The following is a 22348-nucleotide window of genomic DNA, read 5'->3' on the forward strand; positions in this document are numbered from 1 at the left end:
TCTTTTTTTTATACCCCCCTGGTCCCCCGCTGGGTCTTGGGGGGGGGCCGGCGCTGGCGCGGCGCCGGGCCCCGCCCCGGCACGGGGTGCGCGGGCCCCGCGCGCGGCCCCGGCGAACCGGTCGAGGGCTCACTTGCCGAAGTCGTTGGGCCTCAGGGTCCACAGGACGGTCATCTCGCCGGTGACGGCGCCGTCCTCGCGGGTGATGTCGATGCGGACCGGGAACTCGGGGCGCTGCCCGGCGTCGAGCTCGGCGACGACGTCGGCGACGGGGCGGCCGAGGGTGGCGGTCGCGGTGACGACGCCCATGGCGAGCTTCTTGTACGCGATCTCGGCGTTGACGGCGAGCGGCACGGCACGGCCGAGCTGGTCGCCGAAGGCGGCGAGGACGATGGCGCCGCTGGCGGACTCGGCCAGGGTGAACATGGCGCCGGCGTGCGGGCCGCCCACGTGGTTGTGGTACGCGGGCTGGTCGGGCAGGCGCACGACGGCGCGCTCGGCGGTGGTCTCCAGGAACTCCAGGTTGAGGGTTCCGGCCATGGGGACCGTGGCGGCGAGCATCTCGCCGACGGACTTGGTGTCTGCGCTCATGTGCCGTGATGTTACCCGCGAGTAGAACTATTGGCCATGCCTTGCGGACAGGCCGCCTCCACCCCCCACGTCGGGACCGGCCGGGCCGGACGGCGGGACCGGGCACGGCCGGACGGCGGGACCGGGCACGGCCGGACGGCGGGCCCGGACGCGGCCGGACGGCAGGACCCGTCACGACCGGACAACAGGGCCGGGCGCGACCGGGTCGGCGGGGCCGGGCACGGCCCGGCACCGGGGCCGGGCATGGCCCGGTCGGCGCCGCCCCTCTATCGTTACGGCCCATGTGGCCAGGACAGCAGCCGCCCGGGGGCGAGCAGAACCCGCAGAACCAGAACCAGAACCCGTACCAGCAGCCGGGGTACCAGCAGCCGAACCCGTACCAGCAGCCGACGCAGCCGGCGTTCCCGCAGCAGGGCGGCTACCCGCAGGCGCCCGGCCGGCCCCCGCAGGGCTGGCCGCAGCAGGGATACGCGCAGCCGAACCCGTACCAGCAGCCGACCGTGCCGCAGTACCAGGTGCCCGGCACCCCGCCGCAGGGACCGGACGGCGGCGGCCGGAAGCGGACGACGCTCATCGCGATCGTGGCCGCCACGGCCGTGGTCGTGGCGGGCGGCGTGACCGCCTTCCTCGTCCTGGGCGAGGACGACGACAAGAAGGACGTCGCGAACAAGCCGGCCACCAGCTCCTCGGCCCCCGGCCCCGACGCGTCCGCGTCGCAGTCGGAGTCCGGCGAACCGTCGGATGCCCCGACCACCGAGCTCGACAACCCGCGCGAGAGCCAGGAGTTCGAGCCGACGATCCCGGGCTGGAAGGTCGTCCACAACCCGAAGTACGGCACCCTCTTCGACGTCCCGCCGGAGTGGGAGGTCGGCAAGCCCACCATGAGCGTCGGCTTCGAGGACGCCGCGAAGGGCGACGGCAGCCCCCTCGTCGTCATGTCCGGGCCCGCCGACCTCAAGAGCAAGTGGTGCGCCGTCGACACCGACAAGAACGGCAGTCCCGAGTACTCGGGACTGGCCGGCGCGGGCACCAAGGGCAACCAGGGCGCGAAGGACACCGCCTCCGCCGCGCGCGGCCAGGCGGGCATGTGGGTGTGGGCCGCGTTCGCCCAGCACATGCCGGAGAAGACCATCAAGATCGACAAGGCCGTCCCGTACACCACCGCGTCCGGCCTCAAGGGCAGCATGGCCACGGCCACCGCGCCGGGGGTGAAGAAGCGCAACAAGTGCGACACCGACGGCAAGTCGATCGCCTTCACCTTCCTCAACGCCGAGAACGACTTCTCGACCTTCGTGCTCTACGCGGCCGACGGCGTGAAGGACGAGCTGCCGGACGAGACGATCAAGAAGATCCTGTCCACGGTCCGGCTCAGCAAGAGCTCCTGACCCACCGGTACGCCGGCCCGCCCCGGGACCCGTCCCTCGTCCCGTCCCGCATCCCGGGCCGCGTCCGGACCGCGTCCGGGACGGGACGAGGGACCGGACGCGGGACGGACGCGTCCGGGATCCGTCCGGTATTCGGTTTGGCAGGAAGGGGAGGCGGCGGGGATAGTCCCGGAGTGACGAATCGCTCCGCCTCCCCCCGTGCCGGCCGCCGCCCCGAGTGGGCCGGGCGCAACTACGTGCTGCTCACCGCCGCCACGATCGTGACCGGCCTCGGCGCCCACGGCGCCCTCATCGCCACCACTTGGGCCGTCTTCGAGTCCGGCGGCGACGCGGGCGACGTGGGCCTCGTCGCGATGGCGCGCTTCCTGCCGCTCGTCCTCTTCCTGCTCATAGGCGGCGCGGTGGCGGACCGCATCCCCCGGCACCGGGTGATGGTCGCGGCCAACGCTCTCAACTTCGCCTCCCAGGCGGTCTTCGCCGCCCTCGTCCTCTCCGGCACCGCCGAGATCTGGCAGATGATGGTGCTCACCGGGCTCTGCGGCACCGGTCAGGCCTTCTTCAACCCGGCGGCCGAGGGCATGCTCCTGTCCAGCGTCACGGGCGAGCAGGCGAGCCGCGCCTTCGCCTTCTACCGGATGGCGATGCACGGCGCGGGCATCGGCGGGGCAGCGCTCGGCGGCGCGCTCGTCGCCTTCGTCGGCCCCGGCTGGGTCCTCGCCGTCGACGCCGCCGCCTTCGCCGTGGCGGGCGCCCTGCGGGCCTTCCTCGACGTCAGCGGCATCCCGGACCGCAAGCCCGGCGGCGGGCTCTTCGCCGATCTGCGCGAGGGCTGGCAGGAGTTCGTCGGCCGCCCGTGGCTGTGGTCGATCGTCGCCCAGTTCTCCGTCGTGGTCGCCCTCATCGGCGCGGTCGAGGCGGTGTACGGGCCGCTGGTCGCCCGGGACGAGCTCGGCGGCGCCACCCCCTGGGGCATCGCGCTCGCCGGCTACGGCGTGGGCACGGTCGCCGGCGCCGTCCTGATGACCCGGTGGAAGCCGCGCCGGCTGCTCCTCGTCGGCACCCTCGGCGTCTTCCCCATCGCGCTGCCCTCGGCGGCGCTCGCCGTCCCGCTGCACGCGGCCGGCCTCACGCTGGTGATGTTCGCCAGCGGCGTGGCGATGGAGATCTTCGGCGTCTCCTGGATGACGACGATGCACCAGGAGATCCCGGAGGAGAAGCTGTCCCGGGTCTCGGCCTACGACTGGTTCGGCTCCACCGCGCTGCTGCCCCTGTCGACCGCCCTCGCGGGCCCGGCCGAGACCGCGTTCGGCCGCACGGCGTCCCTGTGGGGCGCGGCGGCCCTGATGACCCTCGTCACCGCGCTCGTCCTGCTCGTGCCCGACGTACGCAACATGACCCGGCGCCCCCACGGCGCGACGGTGGCGAAGGACGGCACCGTGCCCGCGCAGGGCGCGTCAGCCGATGCCGAAGGCGCCCTCGGGCGGAACGGGTGACCCCACCGCCTCCGCGTCGTCGACCGGAGCCGCGTCCCCGGTGAACCGGGCCAGCGCCTCCCCGTGCTCCACGCGCGCGGGGAAGGCGTCCCCGGCGGCGCGTCGGGTGAGGCCCGCGAGGTCGAGGGGCGCGTCGGAGGCGACCAGGATCGCGTTCCCGAACCGGCGGCCGCGCAGCACCGCCGGTTCCGCCACCAGCGCCAGCTGGGGGAAGACCGCGCCGAAGGTGGCGAGCTGGCCGCGGAGGAAGCCGAAAGGCGCCCCGTCGGCCAGGTTGGCCGCGTAGACCCCGCCCGGGCGCAGCACGCGCCGCACCTCGCGCGCGTACGCGAGGGAGGTGAGGTGTGCCGGGACGCGCGAGCCGCCGAAGACGTCGCCGACGACCAGGTCGGCCGAGGCGGCGGGCGCCGCCTCCAGCCAGGCGCGCGCGTCGGCGGTGTGCACGGTCACACCGGAGCCCTCCGGCAGCGGCAGGTGCGCGGCGACCAGCTCGACGAGTCCGCCGTCCGCCTCGACGACGTCCTGGCGCGAACCGGGCCGGGTGGCGGAGACGTACCGGGGCAGCGAGAGCCCTCCCCCGCCGAGGTGCAGCACGTCCAGCGGCGCGCCCTCCTCGGCGGCGCCGTCGACGACGTGCCCGAGCCGGCGGGCGTACTCGAACTCCAGGTGGTCGGGGGCGTCGAGGTCGACGTACGACTGCGGCGCGCCGTCGACCGTGAGGAGCCAGGCCCGCTCCCGGTCCACGTCGGGCATGAGACGCGCGGTGCCGTGGTCGACCTCGCGCAGGACGGGGATCTGCTCGTTCACCCCTTCATTGTGCAACCGCACAGGACCCGCTCGCGCCCGCCCCGCGCGCCGCAGCCCGCGTCAGCCCCTCCACACGGCGGCGACGGCCTTCGCGTGCGCGGCGGCCTGGGCGCGTCCGGCACGGGCGGCGGCGCCCTGCCGGGCGGGGTCGAGCGCGCGGGCGCCGATCACGGCCTTCGCGTCCGCGTCGGGCGTGATCACCTCGACGCGCGCGCCGGCGGCGGCGAGGTCGGCGGCCTGGCGGGCCGGGGACCGCACGGCCCTGCTGCCCAGCGCGCTGGGCGCGACGACGACCACCCGTTCCCAGCCGGCCGCGAGGTGCGCGTTGGCGGTGGAGTGGATGCCGCCGTCGATCCAGCGCCGGCCCGCGAGACTCGCGGGCGGCCAGGCCCCGGGGATCGCACAACTGGCGGTCACCGCGTCGACGAGCCCGACCTCGCCGAGCCCGCCCTCACCGTGGCCCTCGGGACTGCCGTCGAAGACGCCGAGCGCCCCGGTCTCCGCGTCGACGGCCGTCAGGCGCAGACGTCCGCCCCCGGGCCAGTCGGCGAGGTCGCCGAGGCGCCGCGCCACGGCGGCCCGCCGGGTGGCCTCGTCGACGGTGCGGGCGCGCAGCGCGAGCCGGCCGAGCTTGCGTCCGTACGCCTCGGGGGTGCGGGAGGTGAGCACGGCGAGGGTGTAGCGGAGGAGGGTGCCGGCGCCGAAGCGGACGGCCAGCTCGTCGTCCGCGCCGTCGAGCCGGCGTGCGTACAGCTCGGCGAGGCTGGTGGTGCCGGAGGTCAGGAGGGCACCGACGACGGCGCCGGCGGAGCTGCCGACGACCAGGTCGGCGTCGGAGAGGTCCACGCCGGCCTCGGCGAGCCCGTGGAGGACGCCCGTCTCCCACGCGGCGCCGACCAGCCCGCCCGCTCCGAGCACGAGTGCCGTCCTGCCGTTCCCCGTCCCGCCCGTCGTGTCGCTCATGGCCCGAGTCTGGCGCAGCCGCCCGCGGGCGGTCGCGGCGGGGTGGCCCTCACAGGTGCTTGAGCGCCTCGCGGACGGAGAGCGGGGAGAAGAGGGAGCGGTTGTCCGCGACGAAGGCCCGCACCTCGCCGGGGGCGGTCTTGGCGTACTCGCGCAGGCTCCAGCCGATCGCCTTCCGGAGGAAGAAGTCGGTGTCCGCGGCGCGCCGCAGGCAGTACGCGAAGAGCCGGTCGGCGTCCGTGTCCTCCTTGAACCGCAGCTGGTGGAGGAGGGCCGTGCGGGCAATCCACGGGTCCGCGTCGTCGATCCACCGGTCCATCTCGGCGCCGAGGGCCGGGTCGGCCTCGACGAGCCCGCCGACGACGTGGGCGGCGAGGTGGTCGACCGTGTCCCACCAGGAGACGGTCCGCACCAGACGGCGGGCGACGGGCAGGAAGTCCGACGAGCAGCGCTTCACGTGCCGGCGCAGGTAGTCGACGGCGAAGTAGTGGTACTCGCGCTCGGGAAGGGCGAAACAGCGCAGCGCCACGGCCGTGCAGTCGTCCTCGGAGGGGCGGGGCGTGCCGTCGAGGACGGTGCGGGAGAGGGCGCGGCGCTCCGGCGACCGGATGCCGAGGAAGGGGGCCACGCCCTTCATGTACGCGACCATCTCCTGCGCCCGGAAGGGGTTGCCCGCGGCGGGGTAGAGCGTGGTGAGCCGGCCCATGACGGTGTCGGCGAGCTCGCTGTCGGGGACGGCGTGCGGAAGCGGGCCGGGGCCATCGGGGGGCGGGTGACCGGGGTCGGACATGGCGCACATTACGGCGATCATACGGAGGTCTCCGTTACTCTCCCGGGATGCTCGCTCCCGTGCCCCGGCCGACGGCGCCGTTCGCCGCCCGCTGCTCCCGGGCCCTGCTCTCGCCCCGGTCGCGGCTCTCGCTGCTCGCGCTCGTCCTGCTGACCGCCGCCACGCTGGTGGTGCTGTACGAGCCGCAGCGCCTGCTCGCCTCGGGGTGGCCGCGGACGGGCGGCGCGGGCGCGGTGCTGCTGTTCGGGCTGGCGTACGGGCTGTGCACGGCGGCCTTCGTGCCGCGGCCGGTGCTGAACCTGGCGGCGGGGGCGCTCTTCGGCTCCGCGTACGGGCTGACGGCGGCGGTCGCGGGGACGGTGCTGGGCGCGGGGATCTCCTTCACGCTGGGCCGGGTGCTGGGCCAGGACGCGCTGCGGCCGCTTCTCAGGGGCCGGTGGCTCCGGGCGGCGGACGGTCAGCTGAGCCGGCACGGCTTCCGCTCGATGCTGGCGATCCGGCTCTTCCCCGGCGTGCCGTTCGCCGCCGCCAACTACTGCGCGGCGGTCTCCCGGATGGGGTACGTGCCGTTCCTGCTGGCGACGGCGATCGGCACGGTGCCGAACACGGCCGCGTACGTGGTGGCCGGGGCCCGGGCGGGCGATCCGGGCTCCCCCGCCTTCCTGTTCTCCGCGGGGTTCATCGTGCTGTCGGGGCTCGCCGCCGCGGTCGTGGCCTGGCGCAAGCGGCACGCGCTGCGCCGGCCGTCCGCCCCGGCGCCCGCGGCCCCGCTCGCCGCTCCGCTCACGGCCCCGCCCGCGACCGCACCGGAACCGGCGCCGGTGACGGTGCAGGTGCCGGCGTCCCGGGCCGTGGCCGGCTAGACCGCTTCGGCGCGCACCGCGCGGGCGAGCCCCCCGGCCCCCTCGTCCCTCGCCCTCAACCCCTCTCCCCTCGTCCGGCGGCCGTGACGCCCCACCGGGCGCGGCCCCGGCCGGCGCGGCCCGAACGCGCCCGTCCCCGGTGGGCCCCGCCGCCGACTCGGCCTGATCACGAACACGTCACCTTGGGGCGGTACGCTGCGCTCGACCTTCTGACCGCACACGTACATACCGGGACGGCCCAAGCCCCATGAGTTGGTTCGAATCGTTCATCCTCGGACTCGTCCAGGGGCTGACGGAGTTCCTTCCCATCTCCTCCAGCGCACACCTCCGGCTCACCGCCGCCTTCGCCGGCTGGGAGGACCCGGGCGCGGCCTTCACGGCGATCACGCAGATCGGCACGGAGACCGCCGTCCTGATCTACTTCCGCAAGGACATCGGCAGGATCGTCACGGCGTGGTTCCGCTCCCTGGCGGACAAGTCGATGCGCTCCGACCACGACGCCCAGATGGGCTGGCTGGTGATCGTCGGCTCCATCCCGATCGGCGTCCTCGGCATCACGCTCAAGGACCAGATCGAAGGGCCCTTCCGCGACCTGCGGCTCATCGCCACCACCCTCATCGTGATGGGCGTCGTCCTCGGCGTCGCCGACCGGCTCGCCGCCCGCGACGAGATCGGCGGCCGGCACCGGGTGGTCCGCGAGCGCAAGACGCTCAAGGACCTCGGCGTCCGTGACGGCCTGATCTACGGCTTCTGCCAGGCGATGGCCCTCATCCCGGGCGTCTCCCGCTCCGGCGCCACCATCTCCGGCGGCCTGCTCATGGGCTACACCCGCGAGTCCGCCGCCCGGTACTCGTTCCTCCTGGCGATCCCCGCCGTCCTCGCCTCCGGCGTGTTCGAGCTGAAGGACGCGGGCGAGGGGGGACACGTCTCGTGGGGCCCGACGATCTTCGCGACGATCGTCGCCTTCGCGGTCGGCTACGCGGTGATCGCCTGGTTCATGAAGTTCATCACCACGAAGTCGTTCATGCCGTTCGTGATCTACCGCATCGCGCTCGGCATCCTGCTGTTCGTGCTGGTCGGCGCCGGGGTCCTCAGCCCCCACGCGGGCGAGTCCGGCGGCTGACCGCCCCTCGCACCCCACCCCACACCGCACACCGCCCGCGCGGCACCACGCCGGGCGCCCCTCGGGGGCGGGTCCCGCGGCACCGGGACCCGCCCCCGGGGCGTTCTCAGCCCCGGTAGGGGACGCGCGCGAGTTCCCGGACGCCGCCGAGGGTGCCCCACTCGTTCTTCCCCAGCCGGGCCAGCGGGCGCATCCGCGTGATCTCGGGGTGTCCGTCCGTCAGGTACTCCTCGTCGACGGCGACGTGCACGACCCGGCCGAAGACCACGGTCGAGTCACCGATCCGGAGGGTGCTGTGCAGTTCGCACTCCAGCGCCACCGGGGACGCCGCCACCCGCGGCACCTTCACGCGGCGGCCCGGCTCGCGCTCCACGGCGCACGCGTCGAACTCGCTCGTCCCGCGCGGGAAGTCCGTCGCCGTGGCGTTGATCTGCTCGAAGAGGCCCTCGGGGGCGAGGTTCACCACGAACTCGCCGGTCTCCTCCACGTTGCGCAGCGAGTCCTTCCGCCCGACGGAGGTGAACTGCACGACCGGCGGGGCCACCGAGGCGATGGTGAAGAAGGAGTGCGGGGCGAGGTTGTCCGTGCCGTCGGCCGAACGCGTGGACACCCAGGCGATCGGCCGGGGGACGACGGTCGCCGTCAGCAGCCGGTAGACGGAGGCGGGGTCGGTCAGGGCGGGGTCGACGTCGATGCGCATCCGGCCAGTATGCGGCCCGTGCGGGCGTCGGGGGCGACAGGGGGCGCACGCCTCTTGGCGCCGCGCCCCCGCTGCCCGACACTGAGGCGATGACGCAGCGCGTGGACCTCGCGAACGTGATGGACCGGCTCGCCATCGACGACCTGATCACCGGTTACGCGGCGGCCGTGGACGACGCCGACTGGACCTCCTACCGGGCCCTGTTCACCGCCGACGGCCGGGCCGACTACTCCGGCTCCGGCGGCGTCGAGGGGCCCGCGGCCGAGGTCGCCGACTGGCTGGCGCGGACGATGGCGCTCTTCCCGGTGCGCCAGCACCTGATCGTCAACCGCCGGGTGACCCTGCACCGTCCCGGCGGCTACGCCGAGACCGGCGACGCGGCCGACGTCCGCGCCGACTACGTCAACCCGATGCGGATGGCCTCCGGAGACGACTTCGTCTGCGGAGGCCGGTACGCCTTCGCCGCCCGCCGCACCGCCGACGGCTGGCGGCTGCGCTCGGTCGTCGTGGAGGAACGCTGGCGCCGGCTCCCCTGACCGGGCCCCGCCGCCGGGGGCGGGCGCAAACTGGAGGCGACGGGCGGGAGGCACGTCATGCGGAACCCCTCGGGCGCGGATCCCGGACGGGCACCGGATCCCGGACGGGCACCGGGGCGCGGTGCGGGCGCCGCTCCGCGCCGGGGCCTGGTTCCGCTCCGCGTGTCCGGGGTGCCGCGGTCGCTGCTGGCCGTCGGGTGCGGCGCGCTGCCCGCGCTCGCGTTCCCCGCGCCCGGGCTGTGGTGGTGGGCGTACGTGTGCCTCGTGCCCTGGCTGCTGCTGGTGCGTACGGCCCCGGGGGCGCGCCGGGCCGCGCTGGACGGATGGTGCGGGGGCGTCGGCTTCCTGCTGGCCGTGCACCACTGGCTGCTGCCGAGCGTCCATGTCTTCCTGCTGGTGATGGCGGTGCTGCTGGGGTTGCTCTGGCTGCCGTGGGGCGTGCTCGTACGGGCGCTGCTGGGCGGGGCGCCGAGTCCGCGGCGGGCCGCGGCCGCGCCGGTCGCGGTGGCGTCGGGGTGGCTGCTGATCGAGTGGGCGCGGTCGTGGGAGGGCCTGGGCGGGCCGTGGGGGCTGCTGGGCGCGAGTCAGTGGGACGTGCCGGTGGCGCTGCGGCTCGCTTCGGTGGGCGGCGTGTGGCTGGTGAGCCTGCTGGTGGTGGCGGCGAACACGGCCGTCGCGCTGCTGCTCGCCGCCCGGGGGGTGCGGTCGGTCGGTGTGGCGGGGCTGGCCGCGTGCGCGCTGGTGGCGGGGACGGCGGCGTGGGGCGTCGGGGTGCCGCGTCCGGCGGGTTCGGTGCGGGTGGCGATGGTGCAGCCGGGGGTGCACGACGGGCCGGAGGGCGCCGAGCGGCGGCTCGACCGGGCCGTGGAGCTGACCCGGGGCCTGGCGGGGCAGCGGCCGGACCTGGTGGTGTGGGGCGAGAGCGGGGTGGGCCGGGATCCGGCGGGCGACCCCGCGCTCACCGCGCGGCTGACCGCGCTGGCGCGGACGGTCGACGCCCCGCTCCTGGTGAACGTGGACGCCCGCCGGGCCGACCGCCCCGGCATCTACAAGAGCGCGCTGCTGTTCGGCCCGGACGGACCGACCGGCGACCGGTACGACAAGATGCGGCTCGTGCCCTTCGGCGAGTACGTGCCGGCCCGTGGTCTGCTCGGCTGGGCGACGTCCGTGGGCAGGGCCGCCGAGGAGGACCGGCGCCGGGGCACCGAGCCGGTGGTGATGCGTCTGCCCGACGGAGCGCCGGGGCTGAGGGTGGGGCCGCTGGTCTGCTTCGAGTCCGCCTTCCCCGACATGGGCCGGCGCCTGGTCGGGGACAGGGCGGACCTGATCGTGGTCCAGTCCGCGACCAGTACGTTCCAGCGCAGTTGGGCACCCGCACAACACGCCTCGCTGGCGGCGCTGCGGGCGGCGGAGACCGGGCGCCCGGTCGCGCACGTGACGCTGACCGGGGTCAGCGCCGCGTACGGCCCCGACGGCCGGCGGGTGGGGCCGCCCGTCGGCACGGACGCGAGCGCGGCCGTCGTCCGGGAGCTGCCGCTCTCGGAGGCGACGACGGTCTACGCCCGCTGGGGCGACTGGCCTCCGTACGTCGCCTGCGGGGTGGTCGGCGCGGTGTGCGCGGCCGCGGGCGCCGGTGCGCTCAGGAGGCCTGCTCCAGGGCGTCGCGGACGACGCGCTCGCACAGGGCGTGGGTGAGCAGGGCGTCGCGGGCGCTGAGGAGCGTGCCGTCGCGGACGGCGTCGAGGAAGGCGAGCACGGCCTGTTCGATGCCGCGCTGCCGGGCCACCGGAACCCAGTCGCCGCGCCGGCGGACGCTCGGCTGGCCCTTGTGGTCGATGATCTCGGAGAGGTTGAGGACCTGGCGTTTGGTGTCCTGGCCGGAGACCTCCAGGACCTCCTCGGTGGAGCCGTTCATCCGGTTCATGATGCCGAGGGCGGTGAAGCCGTCGCCGGAGAGCTGGAGCACCACGTGGTGCATCAGGCCGTCGCGGATCCGGGCGCGGACGTCGACGTGGTCGGCCTCGCCGGGGAGGAGGAAGCGGAGGGTGTCGACGACGTGGATGAAGTCGTCGAGGACGAAGGTGCGCGGGTCCTCGGGGAGGCCGATGCGGTTCTTCTGGAGCACGATCAGGTCGCGCGGGTGGTCGAGGCACTGGGCGTAGCCGGGGGCGAGCCGCCGGTTGAAGCCGACGGCGAGCGGGACGCCCCGCTTCTCGGCGAGTTCGACGATCCGCTCGGAGTCGGCGTACTCGTAGGCGAGCGGCTTGTCGACGTAGGTGGGCACGCCGGCGTCGAGGAGGCGGGTGGCGATCTCGGCGTGGGCGGCGGTGGAGGCGTGCACGAAGGCCGCGTCGAGTCCCGCGGCGAGCAGGGAGTCGAGGTCGCGGTGGCGGCGGGCGGGCGGCAGGTGGAGGGTGTCGGCGACCCGGTCGAGGGTGGCGGGGGTGCGGGTCTGGAGGTGGAGCTCGACCCCGGGGAGGGTGGCGAGGACGGGCAGGTACGCCTTCTGGGCGATGTCGCCGAGTCCGATGCAGCCGATCTTCACGGGGTCTCTCCCTCTGCGGTGGTCCGACGGCCCGTGGCACGGGGGCCGTTCGCGCCGGTCAGCTTACGCGTGCGGAGTCCGGGGCCGTCGGAGGGCGCCGGTCCGCGATGCCGTCGAAGCCGCGCAGAACGAAGCCGGAGCCGAGGCGCGAGGCGGTCCGGACGAGGGCGTCGCGCAGGACGAAGCCGGGGCCGAGGCGCGAGGCGGTCCGGACGAGGGCGTCGCGCAGGGCGACGGCGGGGCGGGCCGAGACGAGGGTGAGGGCTCCGGTGCGGGCCGCCTTGCGGACGGGGGCGGTGGTGCGGGGCAGCCGGTCGGGGTCGGCCGCGGCGAGGATCTCGGGGACGGGGTGGTGCCAGTCGCCGAAGAGCGGGAGGAGTTCGGCCCGTTCGTCGTCGGGGGCGTGGGTGCCGGCGGGTGCGGCGGCCATGGCGTGGGCGTCGTCCGGTGCGAGGGGCTGGTGTTCCCCTGTGCCGCCGGCTCCTTTCACGCGGCCGTGCCGAGCCGGGCGGAACCGCCGACCGGATTCGACGAGTTGCTGCGCGGAACGCTCACCGGAGCGTCACGGCAAACCGCTGGCGCCCGCCCCGGCCGTCCGCCACGATGCCCCGTATGACCACCGATCACATCGCCGTACCCGAGCGCGTCCACCCGGCCACGACGACCGGCGAGCGCCAGGCCCTGGAGCAGTGGCTGGAGTTCCATCGCACCACCCTCGCGATGAAGTGCGCCGGCCTCTCCGACGAACAGCTCCGCACCCCCTCCGCCCCGCCCTCCGACCTCAACCTGCTCGGCCTGGTCCGCCACATGGCCGAGGTCGAGCGCGGCTGGTTCCGCAAGGTCCTCGCGGGCGAGGAGACCCAGTGGCTCTACGCCACCGACGAGGACGACGACCGGGACATCCACACCACCGAGGGCGACACCTACGAGGAGGCGTACGCCACCTGGCAGGCCGAGATCGCCCACGCCCGCGCGCTGGCCGCCGAGCACGCCCTCGACGACCTCGGCGCGGGCGCCCACCACCGCACCGGCGACCTCATCAACCTGCGCTGGATCTACCTCCACATGATCGAGGAGTACGCGCGGCACAACGGCCACGCCGACCTCCTGCGCGAGCGCATCGACGGCAGCGCCGGCCTCTGACGCCCCCGCGTCGGGTCAAGGAGGGTGACCGGGCGCTCACCCGTGCGGGGCATTCCCCGCCGGTAGGGGTTCGAAGAGCGGCGCCGGACCAGCAGAGTGGCGCGGGTGCAAGGAACCCGAACCCCCGCGCAGCTCCTGGTCGGAGCGGCCGTCGCCGCCGCCCTGACCGGGTGCGTGGCCGTCGACGGGCCGCCCCCGGCGCCCGTACCGACCCCCGCGCCCGCCACCGATCCCGTACGACCCGCCCACGGCGCGGAGCCGCAGATCGTCCTCCGGGGCCCGGCGCGGGAGGCGCTCGAAGCGGCCCTTCCGTCGCCCGCGCCCACCGCCACCGCCGCGCCGCCGCGCGGCGAGACCCGCCGCGCCACCGGCCACGCGGCCCCGCACCCCACCGTCGCGCCGAAGCCCTCCTCCCCCGCCGCCGGGCGGCCCCCCGCCCCGTCCGCGGCCGCCCGGGTGTCGCCGCCTCCCGCCCCGCCGGACGTCCCGGATCCGGAGCGACTGGCGGAGCAGCTGCGGCAGGCCCCGCCGGTCACCGGAAAGGACGTGTGCGAGCTGGGCGAGAGGTACGGCGGCTGGGACCCCGCGAGCGTGCAGGCCGGACTGTGCCGGGGCGCGTACGGGCGCTGAGCGCGGCGCTCAGCCTTCGCGCAGCCGCCGGTCCAGCCGCTCGATCGCGTCCCGGACCCCCGTGCCGTACCGGTCGTCGTCGAGGGCCTCCGAGGCGGCCCGGGCCCGCTCCAGGTGGGACCGGGCCGCGTCGGGCCGGCTCAGCTTGGCGTAGTCGGCGGCGAGGTTGAGGTGGAGCGAGGGGTAGAGGGCCCGCAGGGCGGCGGCCGAGTCGTGCGCGGCGAGCCGCCCGTCCTCCAGGCCCTCCGCGGCGCTCAGGGCGCGCAGGTCCCAGGCCAGCTCGGTGTCCGGGTCGTCCTGGGCGTCCGCCAGGTAGTGGGCGAGGGTGCAGCGGTGCAGGGGGTCCCCGTCGGGGCCGAGCTGCTGCCACAGGACGCCGAGGCGGTTGCGCGCCTCCTCCCGGTCACCGCCGTGGAGCAGCATCCTGGCCTGCCCGATCCTGGTCAGGACCCCCTCGTCCGACGTCCGCTGCTGCTCGGTCACCGCGGCCTCCCGGCGCTCGCACTGCGTGGAGGTCCGACGCTAACCGGCCGCGGCCCCGATCGCGCCGAGGCTCAGCCGAGGTCGGGGATGCGCCAGTCGATCGGCTCGTGCCCCTGGGCGGCGACGGCCTCGTCGATCTGGGTGAACGGCCGGGATCCGAAGAACTTCTTCGCCGACAGCGGCGAGGGGTGGGCGCCCTTCACCACGATGTGCCGCTCCTCGTCGATGAGGGGCAGCTTCTTCTGCGCGTAGTTGCCCCACAGGACGAAGACGGCGGGGTCCGGCCGGGAGGCGACGGCCTTGATGACGGCGTCGGTGAACTTCTCCCAGCCCTTGTTCTTGTGCGAGTTCGCCTCGCCGGCGCGGACGGTGAGGACCGCGTTGAGCAGCAGGACGCCCTGCTCGGCCCACGGCATCAGGTAGCCGTTGTCCGGGATGGGGTGACCCAGCTCGGCCTGCATCTCCTTGTAGATGTTCCGCAGCGACGGCGGGGTCTTCACGCCGGGGCGGACGGAGAAGCAGAGGCCGTGGCCCTGGCCCTCGCCGTGGTAGGGGTCCTGACCGAGGATCAGGACCTTCACCTTGTCGTACGGGGTGGCGGCCAGGGCCGCGAAGACCTCGTCCTTGGGCGGGTAGACCGGCCCGGCGGCCCGCTCCTGCTCGACGAACTCGACGAGCTCGGCGAAGTAGGGCTTGTCCAGCTCCTCGCCGAGGACGCCCCGCCAGGACTCGGGCAGCATGGTGATGTCGGACACGGTCCACAACCTCCGGTGGTTCGGCAGTTCCTGGTACGGAACCTACCGGGGCCCACTGACAACGGGCCCCGGCGGCCCTCCGCACCGCTGCTACCAGCTGGCCCGGCGGTGCAGCTCCCACAGCTGCATGACGGTCTGCGGGTCGAGCGCGCGCTCGCCGCCGCCGATGTCCTCACGGGCCGCGATGTACAGCTTGCCCTGCCACAGCGGCAGCAGCCGGACGTCCTCGACCATGATCGACTGCGCCTCCTCGAACTCGTCCGAGACGGCCCCGCGGTCGCTCTCGCGGCGGGACTTGGGCAGCAGCTCGTCGGTGATGCGCGGGCTCAGGTAGGGGGTGCCGAGCACGTTCTTCTTGCCGAGGAAGGGGGCGATGAAGTTGTCCGGGTCCGGGAAGTCCGGGAACCAGCCACGGCCGAAGACCGGGTACTCGCCCTGCTGGTAGGCGGCCTGGTACTCGGTCCACGGCTTGCCCTGGACGGCGACCTTGAAGAGGCCGGACTCCTCCAGCTGGCGCTTCAGCTCGGCGAACTCGGCGGCGGTCGAGGAGCCGTACCGGTCGGTCGTGTACCAGAAGCTGAGCTCGACCTTGTCCTTGATGCCGGCCTTGCGCAGGATCTGCTTGGCCTTGGCCTTGTCGGGGTGGCCGTAGGTGTCGAAGAACTTGGTGGTGTGGGCGGCGATCCCCTTGGGCACCATGGAGTAGAGCGGTTCGGCGGTGCCGCGGTAGACCTTGCTGACCAGCGCGTCGCGGTCGACGAGCTGGGCGATGGCCCGGCGGACGGCCGGGTCGGCGACGGACTCGTCCTCCGTGTTGAAGACCAGGTAGCGGATGTCGGCGCCGGTGGACTCGACGAGCTGGAGGCCCTTGTTCTCGTCCTTGTCCTCCTGCAGGGAGGTCACCTCCTCCGCGGTGAGGCCGCGGTAGGTGGCGTCGATCTCCTCGGCGCGCAGCGCCTTGACCATCGCCTCCGAGTCGTCGAAGTACTTGATGGTCACGCCGCCGTTCTTGCGGTCGGCGAAGCCCTTGTAGTTCGGGTTGCGGGTCAGCTCGGCCTGCTTGCGCTCCTGGTACCCGTCCAGGACGTACGGGCCGGAGCCGGCGATCTTGCCGTCCTTGCGGAGCCGGTCCGCCGGGTACTCGGCCGGGTCGACGATCGACATCGCCGGGGTGGCGAGGACGAAGGGGAAGGTCGCGTCGGCCTTGTTCAGCTTGAAGACGATCTGCCGGTCCCCGACCGTCTCGATGGAGTCGAGCGAGCCCAGCATGCCGTTGGGGCCGCCCTCGGCGTCGATCGTGCGGATGCGCTCGATCGAGTGCTGCACGGCCTTGGCGTCGAGCTTGTGGCCGTTGGAGAACTTCAGCCCTTCGAGGAGCGTGCACTCGAAGACCCGGCTGGACTCGTCCGTGAATTTGCATTCGGCCGCGTCGGGCTTCGGCGTGGTCGTTCCGGTCGGGAAACTCACCAGGGTCTGGTAGACGTTCCTGAAAAGCTCCCAGGAATTGTCCCAGGAAGCCGCCGGATCGAGCGTGGAGGGGGAACTCGTCGTCCCGATGGTGATCCTCTGCTCCCCGGCGGATTCGGTATCCGAGAAAACACCGCATCCGGATACCAGGGATATGGACGCAAGGGCTGCAGCGGCCTGCAGACTCGTCCGGTTGAACACGTGCACGCTCCTCGTTCAGCCTGGGGTCGGCCGACGATACCGCAGTACCCCGCCAGGTCAATGGGCGAGCCCGACGGGGCACTTGAGACGATCGAGTGGCAACCGGGGCCAATCCGGACAGGAAATCCGGAAAGTGTCCGGTTATCGGTCACCCGACTCCGGCGTTCAGGAAAATGCCGCCGTCGACGACCAGCGTCTGTCCGGTGATCCACCCCGACTGGTCCGAGGTCAGGAAGGCCGCGGCGCCGCCGATGTCCTCCGGCACGCCGAGCCTGCCCATCGGGTAGGCCGCGGCGGCCTCGGCCTCGCGGCCCTCGTAGAGCGCCTGGGCGAATTTCGTCTTCACGACGGCCGGGGCGATGGCGTTGACCCGGACGACCGGAGCGAATTCGTGCGCCAGCTGCTGGGTGAGGTTGATCATGGCGGCCTTGCTCACGCCGTACGCCCCGATGAAGGGGGAGGCGGAGATTCCGGCGACGGAGGCGATGTTCACGATCGTCCCGCCGTTCTCCTTCTGCCAGGCGTGCCAGGTCCGCTGCGCGAAACCGAGCGCCGAGACCACATTCGTCTCGAAGACCTTTCGGGCCACGTCCAGGTCCAGGTCCGCGATGGGGCCGAAGACCGGATTCGTGCCGGCGTTGTTCACCAGGTGGTCGACGCGGCCGAAGGCGTCCATCGCGGCCTCGACGGCGGCGGCCTGGTGCGCGGTGTCGTGGGCCTTGCCCGCGACGCCGACGGCCCGGTCGGCGCCCAGGCGCTCCACGGCCTCCTTGAGGGCGTCCTCGCCGCGTCCCGTGATGACGACCCGGTCGCCGCGGGCGACGAGCGCCTCCGCGATGCCGAAGCCGATGCCCCGGCTGGCGCCGGTGACGAGCGCGACCCTGCCGGAGAGCTCCGGCGGCTGCTGTGCGGTCATGCCTCTCTCCTCCTCTCGCCGTGCCGGGGTCAGTTGAGCGGGCCGCCGGCCACGTACATGACCTGGCCGGAGACGAAGCCGGCGTCGTCGCCCGCGAAGAAGGCGATGGCGTTGGCGACGTCCTCGGGGCGGCCGACGCGCTGGACCGGGATCATGGAGGCGGCGGCGGCCTGGAAGTCCTCGAAGCCCATGCCGACGCGCTCCGCGGTCTGGGCGGTCATCTCGGTGACGATGAAGCCGGGGGCGACCGCGTTGGCGGTGATGCCGAACTTGCCCAGCTCCTTGGCCAGCGTCTTGGTGAAGCCCTGGAGGCCCGCCTTGACGGCCGCGTAGTTGGCCTGGCCGCGGTTGCCGAGCGCCGAGGAGGAGGAGAGCGAGACGATCCGGCCGAAGCCCGCGTCCACCATGTGCTTCTGACAGGCCTTCGCCATCAGGAACGCGCCCTTGAGGTGCACGTTCATGACGAGGTCCCAGTCGGCCTCGGACATCTTGAAGAGGAGATTGTCGCGGAGGACGCCGGCGTTGTTGACGAGGATCGTGGGGGCGCCCAGCTCCTCGGCGACCCGGGCGACCGCGGCCTCCACCTGGGCGCCGTCGGAGACGTCGCAGCCGACCGCGAGGGCGCGGCCGCCCGCGGCGGTGATCTTCTCGACGGTGTCCTTGCAGGCCGCCTCGTCCAGGTCGAGGACGGCGACGGCGCGGCCCTCGGCCGCCAGGCGGATCGCGGTGGCGGCGCCGATGCCCCGTGCGGCACCGGTGACGACGGCTACGCGCTGCTCGGTGGTGGACATGCTTGCTTCTCCTCGCCCTCAGGGGTTCCCGGGCTCTCCCCCGGGACATGAGCGACCGCTTAGTATCGACCGCTGGACGAGACGCTAGAAGCCCTGGCACCCGGTGTCAACGGCCCACCGGGTGCACCCCGTCACTCCGCCGTCACGCGCCGCGCGGGAGGCGGCGCGTCACCGCACCAGGAGGTCGAGCAGGCGTTCCACCTCGGCCTCGGGGTCCCCGGTGAGGCCGGTGTGCACCGGCCCCGGCTGGACCACCGTGGAGCGCGGCGCGATCAGCCACCGGAAGCGCCGCCCCGCGTCGTCCCGGGCGGCCTGCCCTGCCGCGTCCCCGCCCAGGCAGACGCCCTCGACGGCCCGCAGGGCCGCGCGGACGCCGGTCACGTCGGCCGCCGGGTCGAGCGCGGCCAGCTTGGCCTCGTCGAGGTGGGTGCGGGCGGCGACGAAGGACCGGGCACGGCAGTAGACGACCACGCCCGCGTTGAAGCACTCGCCGCGCTCGACGCGGGGCACCACGCGCAGCAGCGCGTACTCGAAGACATCGCGGTCGGTCACGGGGTGGCGTCCTTCTCGGCGGGGCGGGGGGCGAGGCGCTCGGCGAGCCAGCCGGGCGGCTGCTGCGGGCGGCGCTCGGTGCGCGGACCCAGGGTGATCCGCTCGTGGATCGTGGCGGCGCGCGGCAGCAGGGCCCCGGCGTACGCGTCGCGCACGGCGTCGGCGGAGTCGAAGCCGGGCTCGTCCACCAGCCACTCGTCGGGCACGTCGGCGACGACCTCGTCGAGCAGCTCGCGGGTGACGAGCGGGGCGAGCTCGGCGGCCGCCGCGGCGACGTCCGGGCCGAAGGGCGCGAGGGCGTGGTCGGAGGCGTCGTACGGCTTGGCGGCCGAGGCGGCGGCACCGGGCCAGTTGTGGTGCCAGATCATGGTGGCGCCGTGGTCGATGAGCCAGAGGTCGCCGTGCCAGACGAGCATGTTCGGGTTCCGCCAGGACCGGTCGACGTTGTTGATCACGGCGTCGAACCAGACGACCTTCCCGGCCTCCGCCGGATCGACCTCGTACGCGAGCGGGTCGAAGCCCAGCGAGCCGGGCAGGAAGTCCATGCCCAGGTTGAGCCCGCCACTGGCCTTGAGCAGCTCCTGCACCTCCTGGTCGGGTTCGGAGAGCCCGATGACCGGATCGAGCTGGATGGTGACCAGCTCGGGGACGCGCAGCCCGAGCCGACGGGCGAGCTGTCCGCAGATCACCTCGGCCACCAGCGTCTTGCGGCCCTGCCCGGCGCCGGTGAACTTCATGACGTACGTGCCCAGGTCGTCGGCCTCGACGATCCCGGGGAGCGAGCCGCCCTCACGCAGGGGCGTGACATAACGGGTCGCTACGACCTCTTCCAGCACTTTCCCTGGCCACCCATCTTCTCAGCCTTGTCATCCACGGAATGCTTCTCCGGGGCCTGGAAGCGGCGACCGCCGGGCGACCGGTCCGGGGAGAATCCGGGGAGTCCCGGCGGGCCGGTCCTCCCGCTCCCCCGGCAGGCCGTCGAGGGTGCCGCGCCCCTTTGCTGCCGGTTTCCGGCACGAAGGAAGCATAGTAACCGAGGGTGATCGCCGACGGTCCGGACCGGCGCTCCGGGGCCGCTCCGCCGGAGGGCCGCGCCACCGGTTCCGGGGCGCCCGCCGCCGGGGGCGCGAACTACCTGTTCATTGGCCGGGAAGATATGATTGCGCATCGCCGGGGGGTCGTGGGGGCTCGGCATCTGGCCGAAGGGGACGCATGATCCGCGTGCTGCTCGCTGAGGACATGCACATGGTGCGCGGCGCACTGGTCGCCCTGTTGCAGCTGGAGCCGGACATCACGGTGGTGGCCGAAGTCGACGACGGGGACCAGGTGGTTCCGGCGGCGCTGGAGCACCGGCCCGACATCGCCGTCCTCGACGTCAACCTGCCCGGTACGGACGGTCTGGCCGCCGCCGGCGCGCTCCACGAACTCCTGCCGTCGTGCGGCACGCTCATGCTCACGAGTCTCGGCAGGCCCGGCATGCTCAAGCAGGCCCTCCTCATGAGGGTGTCCGGATTCCTCCTGAAGGACGCTCCGCCGGACCAACTCGCGGGCGCCATCCGGAAGGTGGCGGCGGGAGAGCGGGTCGTCGATCCCGAACTGGTGCTCTCGGCCTGGGACCACACGCAGAGCCCGCTGACGAACCGCGAGGCGGAAGTGCTGCGACTCGCCGCGCAGGGCGCGCAGGTGAGCGAGGTCGCCCGGGCCCTGTCCCTCTCCTCCGGGACCGTCCGCAACTACCTCACGACGATCGTCAGCAAGCTCAACGCGCGCAACCGGGTCGACGCCATCCGGATCGCGCAGGAGGCGGGCTGGCTCCTCTGAGCCGCCCGCGCCGACGGTCCTCGTCGTCGCGCCCGCCACCGCCCGGCGGGCGGTGGCCGGGGCCGGAATCCGGCCCGGCTCCTCCCTGCCGCGGGGCCGGTCTCACGGCGCGGCGGTACCGGCCCGCGCCCGTCCTCCCGGCTCGCCCCGCCGCGCCTCCCGTTCCGGCCGGTGTCCCCGCCTGTCGTACGCTCCGGCCCGCCGCGCCCCCCGCGGCCCGTCCCCGGCACGGCGTTCACCGGCCCGCCCGTCCGACGCGGGCTCCGCCCCGTCCCGCCCGTCCCGGACGGTCCGGTCGTCCCGCGGCGGGCCGTCCTGGGTCAGGCCGGAACGCGGCCGGCCCCCGCCGACGGCGGGGGCCGGGCGGTCGTCGCGGGCGTCCGGGATCTCGGCCGTCACCTCGAAGCGGTCGCCGTCACCGCGGGCGACGGTGAGGACGCCGCCGACGGCGGACAGCCGGGCCTCCAGGTTCACCAGGCCGCAGCCGCCGGGGAAACCCGCCGCCGGAAGGGCGGAGCCGTCCGGGTCCACGCCGTCGTTGACGATCCGCAGCCGTACCCGGCGGTCCGCGCGCTCCAGGTCGATCGCGCAGTGCCGGGCCCTGCTGTGCTGGAGCATGTTGGTCACCGCCTCGCGCAGCACGATGGAGAGGACGGTGCCGGCCCGGCCCTCCGGCGGCGCCGCCGAGACGCGTACGTCCACCTTGAGCGAGGCGGAGCGGAGGGTGTCCACGCACACCTCCAGTTCGGCGGCGAGCGACAGCGACTGGTAGTCGTACGCCGCGCGCCGCACGTCGGCGAGGGCGCTGCGGGAGGTCGCGAGGATCGACGTCAGCTCCTCGTGGACCCGCTCGTGCCGGGGCGGGATGTGCCGCAGCGCCACCTCGGTCTTGAGGGTGATCGCCGAGAGGCTGTGGCCGAGCAGGTCGTGCAGGTCGCGGGCGAACCGCTGGCGCTCCTGGAAAACCGCGCCGTCCAGCCGCGCCCGCGCCCGGCGGAGTTCGGACGTCAGCCAGGCCATCCGGCTGACGGCGTAGACCACGAGGCTGGTGACGAGTGCCGACGAGGCGGCGGAGACCAGGAGCAGGGGGCCGCCGTGCCGGGCGCCGACGATCATCAGGTGCCCCGTCAGCACCGCCGAGAAGGCGTGCCATTTCAGCCACCGCGGCAGCAGGAGGAGGACCGACGCGCCGAGCAGGTCGCCGGCCGTCTCCCAGGGGCTTCCCAGCCAGGGTAACGGCCCGTAGGTGAGCAGGACCTGCACCGGCAGCGTGACGGTCCGGGACAGCCATCTGCAGCCGCCCGACCGCGGCCGCGCGTGGAGGGCCTGCAGCGCGCAGAGCAGGGCGAAGCACGAGACGCACAGGGACATGCGGGCCGGGTGGGCGCCGGACGTCCAGGCCCCGACGGCCACTTGGGCGAGGGATCCGGCCAGTACCGCATAAAGGAGACAGGTGGCGAGGCGGGGTGACGGCACTCTCGCACCGGGTTCGGAACCAGCCGTTCCCGTCTGTTGGCCCTCGCTCGCGGACTTTCCCGAATCACCCATCGTAACTCCCCCGTCACAAGGCGAACAGACCGTCGCGGACAGCATACGTACGCCTCCGCGCACCGGAGAAAGGCCTTCTTTTCGACGGGGCGTTTTCGGCCTGCCCCGCCGGGGCCTCCTCGCCCCGGGGGCGAACCGGAAGGGGAATCCGTCACGGGCCGGGCGTGCGTTCCTCACGTCTTCCGGGGGTGATTCTCCCGCCCGAGTGGAGACGCTCTCACTGGCGCGAGACGGCGGTGCCTCCC

24 protein-coding genes are annotated in these 22348 nt (G+C 74.0%); 9 read left to right on the top strand and 15 right to left on the bottom strand.

Going from position 1 to position 22348, the window contains the following annotated elements:
• Window positions 1–129: 129 nt before the first annotated feature.
• On the bottom strand, window positions 130–591 hold the full coding sequence (locus ACFW6A_RS36375) for a DUF4442 domain-containing protein (protein WP_351847118.1): 462 nt from the start codon (window positions 589–591) through the stop codon (window positions 130–132).
• Between the two features lie 281 nt (window positions 592–872).
• Here ACFW6A_RS36375 and ACFW6A_RS36380 point away from each other — a divergent pair, with 281 nt between their 5' ends.
• The gene (locus tag ACFW6A_RS36380) at window positions 873–1976 is read left to right on the top strand and encodes a hypothetical protein (RefSeq protein ID WP_386646004.1); all 1104 of its coding nucleotides are present in this window, start codon (window positions 873–875) and stop codon (window positions 1974–1976) included.
• Between the two features lie 173 nt (window positions 1977–2149).
• The gene (locus tag ACFW6A_RS36385) at window positions 2150–3469 is read left to right on the top strand and encodes an MFS transporter (protein WP_386646007.1); all 1320 of its coding nucleotides are present in this window, start codon (window positions 2150–2152) and stop codon (window positions 3467–3469) included.
• On the opposite strand, the gene ACFW6A_RS36390 is transcribed toward ACFW6A_RS36385, so the two are convergent.
• The 3 genes from ACFW6A_RS36390 to ACFW6A_RS36400 are packed head-to-tail and all read right to left on the bottom strand — an operon-like array spanning window position 3431 to window position 6029.
• Entirely contained in the window at window positions 3431–4276 is an 846-nt protein-coding gene (locus ACFW6A_RS36390; protein ID WP_351847108.1) for a fused MFS/spermidine synthase, read from the bottom strand. The genes ACFW6A_RS36385 and ACFW6A_RS36390 overlap by 39 nt on opposite strands.
• A gap of 60 nt (window positions 4277–4336) precedes the next feature.
• A complete protein-coding gene (locus ACFW6A_RS36395) occupies window positions 4337–5239 on the bottom strand; it encodes a patatin-like phospholipase family protein (protein ID WP_386646010.1) in 903 nt (300 codons plus the stop codon).
• Window positions 5240–5288: 49 nt separating this feature from the next.
• Entirely contained in the window at window positions 5289–6029 is a 741-nt protein-coding gene (locus ACFW6A_RS36400) for a DNA alkylation repair protein (RefSeq protein WP_386646024.1), read from the bottom strand.
• Between the two features lie 47 nt (window positions 6030–6076).
• Here ACFW6A_RS36400 and ACFW6A_RS36405 point away from each other — a divergent pair, with 47 nt between their 5' ends.
• On the top strand, window positions 6077–6892 hold the full coding sequence (locus tag ACFW6A_RS36405; RefSeq protein WP_351847102.1) for a TVP38/TMEM64 family protein: 816 nt from the start codon (window positions 6077–6079) through the stop codon (window positions 6890–6892).
• Between the two features lie 247 nt (window positions 6893–7139).
• A complete protein-coding gene (locus ACFW6A_RS36410; RefSeq protein ID WP_351847099.1) occupies window positions 7140–8015 on the top strand; it encodes an undecaprenyl-diphosphate phosphatase in 876 nt (291 codons plus the stop codon).
• A 106-nt stretch (window positions 8016–8121) separates the two neighbouring features.
• On the opposite strand, the gene ACFW6A_RS36415 is transcribed toward ACFW6A_RS36410, so the two are convergent.
• Window positions 8122–8715: a flavin reductase family protein gene (locus ACFW6A_RS36415; RefSeq protein WP_351847096.1), complete on the bottom strand. Its 594-nt coding sequence runs from the start codon at window positions 8713–8715 to the stop codon at window positions 8122–8124.
• Window positions 8716–8804: 89 nt separating this feature from the next.
• Here ACFW6A_RS36415 and ACFW6A_RS36420 point away from each other — a divergent pair, with 89 nt between their 5' ends.
• Both ACFW6A_RS36420 and lnt read left to right on the top strand, forming a co-directional pair.
• Window positions 8805–9251, top strand: coding sequence for a nuclear transport factor 2 family protein (locus ACFW6A_RS36420; protein WP_351847094.1), 447 nt, complete (start codon window positions 8805–8807; stop codon window positions 9249–9251).
• Window positions 9252–9308: 57 nt separating this feature from the next.
• A complete protein-coding gene (lnt, locus tag ACFW6A_RS36425; RefSeq protein ID WP_351847091.1) occupies window positions 9309–10946 on the top strand; it encodes an apolipoprotein N-acyltransferase in 1638 nt (545 codons plus the stop codon).
• Here the strand turns inward: lnt and ACFW6A_RS36430 are convergent.
• Together ACFW6A_RS36430 and ACFW6A_RS36435 are read right to left on the bottom strand one after the other, a co-directional pair.
• Window positions 10891–11796 (bottom strand): Gfo/Idh/MocA family oxidoreductase, encoded by a 906-nt coding sequence (locus ACFW6A_RS36430; protein ID WP_351847087.1) that lies wholly within the window; start codon window positions 11794–11796, stop codon window positions 10891–10893. The genes lnt and ACFW6A_RS36430 overlap by 56 nt on opposite strands.
• A gap of 58 nt (window positions 11797–11854) precedes the next feature.
• The gene (locus tag ACFW6A_RS36435) at window positions 11855–12226 is read right to left on the bottom strand and encodes a hypothetical protein (RefSeq protein WP_351847084.1); all 372 of its coding nucleotides are present in this window, start codon (window positions 12224–12226) and stop codon (window positions 11855–11857) included.
• 173 nt (window positions 12227–12399) lie between these two features.
• On the opposite strand from ACFW6A_RS36435, the gene ACFW6A_RS36440 reads away from it, so the two are divergent.
• On the top strand, window positions 12400–12939 hold the full coding sequence (locus tag ACFW6A_RS36440; RefSeq protein WP_386479138.1) for a DinB family protein: 540 nt from the start codon (window positions 12400–12402) through the stop codon (window positions 12937–12939).
• Window positions 12940–13044: 105 nt separating this feature from the next.
• Entirely contained in the window at window positions 13045–13569 is a 525-nt protein-coding gene (locus ACFW6A_RS36445) for a hypothetical protein (protein WP_351847078.1), read from the top strand.
• A 9-nt stretch (window positions 13570–13578) separates the two neighbouring features.
• Here ACFW6A_RS36445 and ACFW6A_RS36450 read toward each other — a convergent pair whose 3' ends face one another.
• The 7 genes from ACFW6A_RS36450 to ACFW6A_RS36480 all read right to left on the bottom strand — a co-directional run bounded on the left by ACFW6A_RS36450 (window position 13579) and on the right by ACFW6A_RS36480 (window position 19570).
• Window positions 13579–14052: a hypothetical protein gene (locus tag ACFW6A_RS36450; RefSeq protein ID WP_351847075.1), complete on the bottom strand. Its 474-nt coding sequence runs from the start codon at window positions 14050–14052 to the stop codon at window positions 13579–13581.
• Window positions 14053–14123: 71 nt separating this feature from the next.
• Window positions 14124–14792, bottom strand: a complete 669-nt coding sequence (gene ung, locus ACFW6A_RS36455; protein WP_351847188.1) for a uracil-DNA glycosylase — start codon at window positions 14790–14792, stop codon at window positions 14124–14126.
• Between the two features lie 105 nt (window positions 14793–14897).
• Window positions 14898–16475, bottom strand: a complete 1578-nt coding sequence (locus ACFW6A_RS36460) for an ABC transporter substrate-binding protein (RefSeq protein WP_351847073.1) — start codon at window positions 16473–16475, stop codon at window positions 14898–14900.
• Window positions 16476–16623: 148 nt separating this feature from the next.
• Complete coding sequence (locus ACFW6A_RS36465; protein ID WP_043229410.1) at window positions 16624–17391, bottom strand: SDR family oxidoreductase; 768 nt, start codon at window positions 17389–17391, stop codon at window positions 16624–16626.
• Window positions 17392–17420: 29 nt separating this feature from the next.
• Complete coding sequence (gene fabG / locus ACFW6A_RS36470) at window positions 17421–18182, bottom strand: 3-oxoacyl-ACP reductase FabG (RefSeq protein WP_351847071.1); 762 nt, start codon at window positions 18180–18182, stop codon at window positions 17421–17423.
• A gap of 168 nt (window positions 18183–18350) precedes the next feature.
• The gene (locus ACFW6A_RS36475; RefSeq protein WP_030492363.1) at window positions 18351–18734 is read right to left on the bottom strand and encodes a DUF3037 domain-containing protein; all 384 of its coding nucleotides are present in this window, start codon (window positions 18732–18734) and stop codon (window positions 18351–18353) included.
• Window positions 18731–19570 (bottom strand): HipA family kinase, encoded by an 840-nt coding sequence (locus tag ACFW6A_RS36480; RefSeq protein WP_386479130.1) that lies wholly within the window; start codon window positions 19568–19570, stop codon window positions 18731–18733. The genes ACFW6A_RS36475 and ACFW6A_RS36480 overlap by 4 nt, the downstream gene beginning before the upstream one ends.
• A 376-nt stretch (window positions 19571–19946) precedes the next feature.
• Between ACFW6A_RS36480 and ACFW6A_RS36485 the strand changes: the two genes are divergently transcribed.
• A complete protein-coding gene (locus tag ACFW6A_RS36485) occupies window positions 19947–20555 on the top strand; it encodes a response regulator transcription factor (RefSeq protein WP_351857065.1) in 609 nt (202 codons plus the stop codon).
• 102 nt (window positions 20556–20657) lie between these two features.
• Here ACFW6A_RS36485 and ACFW6A_RS36490 read toward each other — a convergent pair whose 3' ends face one another.
• A complete protein-coding gene (locus ACFW6A_RS36490) occupies window positions 20658–21968 on the bottom strand; it encodes a histidine kinase (protein ID WP_351857063.1) in 1311 nt (436 codons plus the stop codon).
• Window positions 21969–22348: the final 380 nt, after the last annotated feature.

Origin of the sequence: Streptomyces sp. NPDC058758 (genome assembly GCF_042746075.1) — a bacterium.
Taxonomy (GTDB): domain Bacteria; phylum Actinomycetota; class Actinomycetes; order Streptomycetales; family Streptomycetaceae; genus Streptomyces.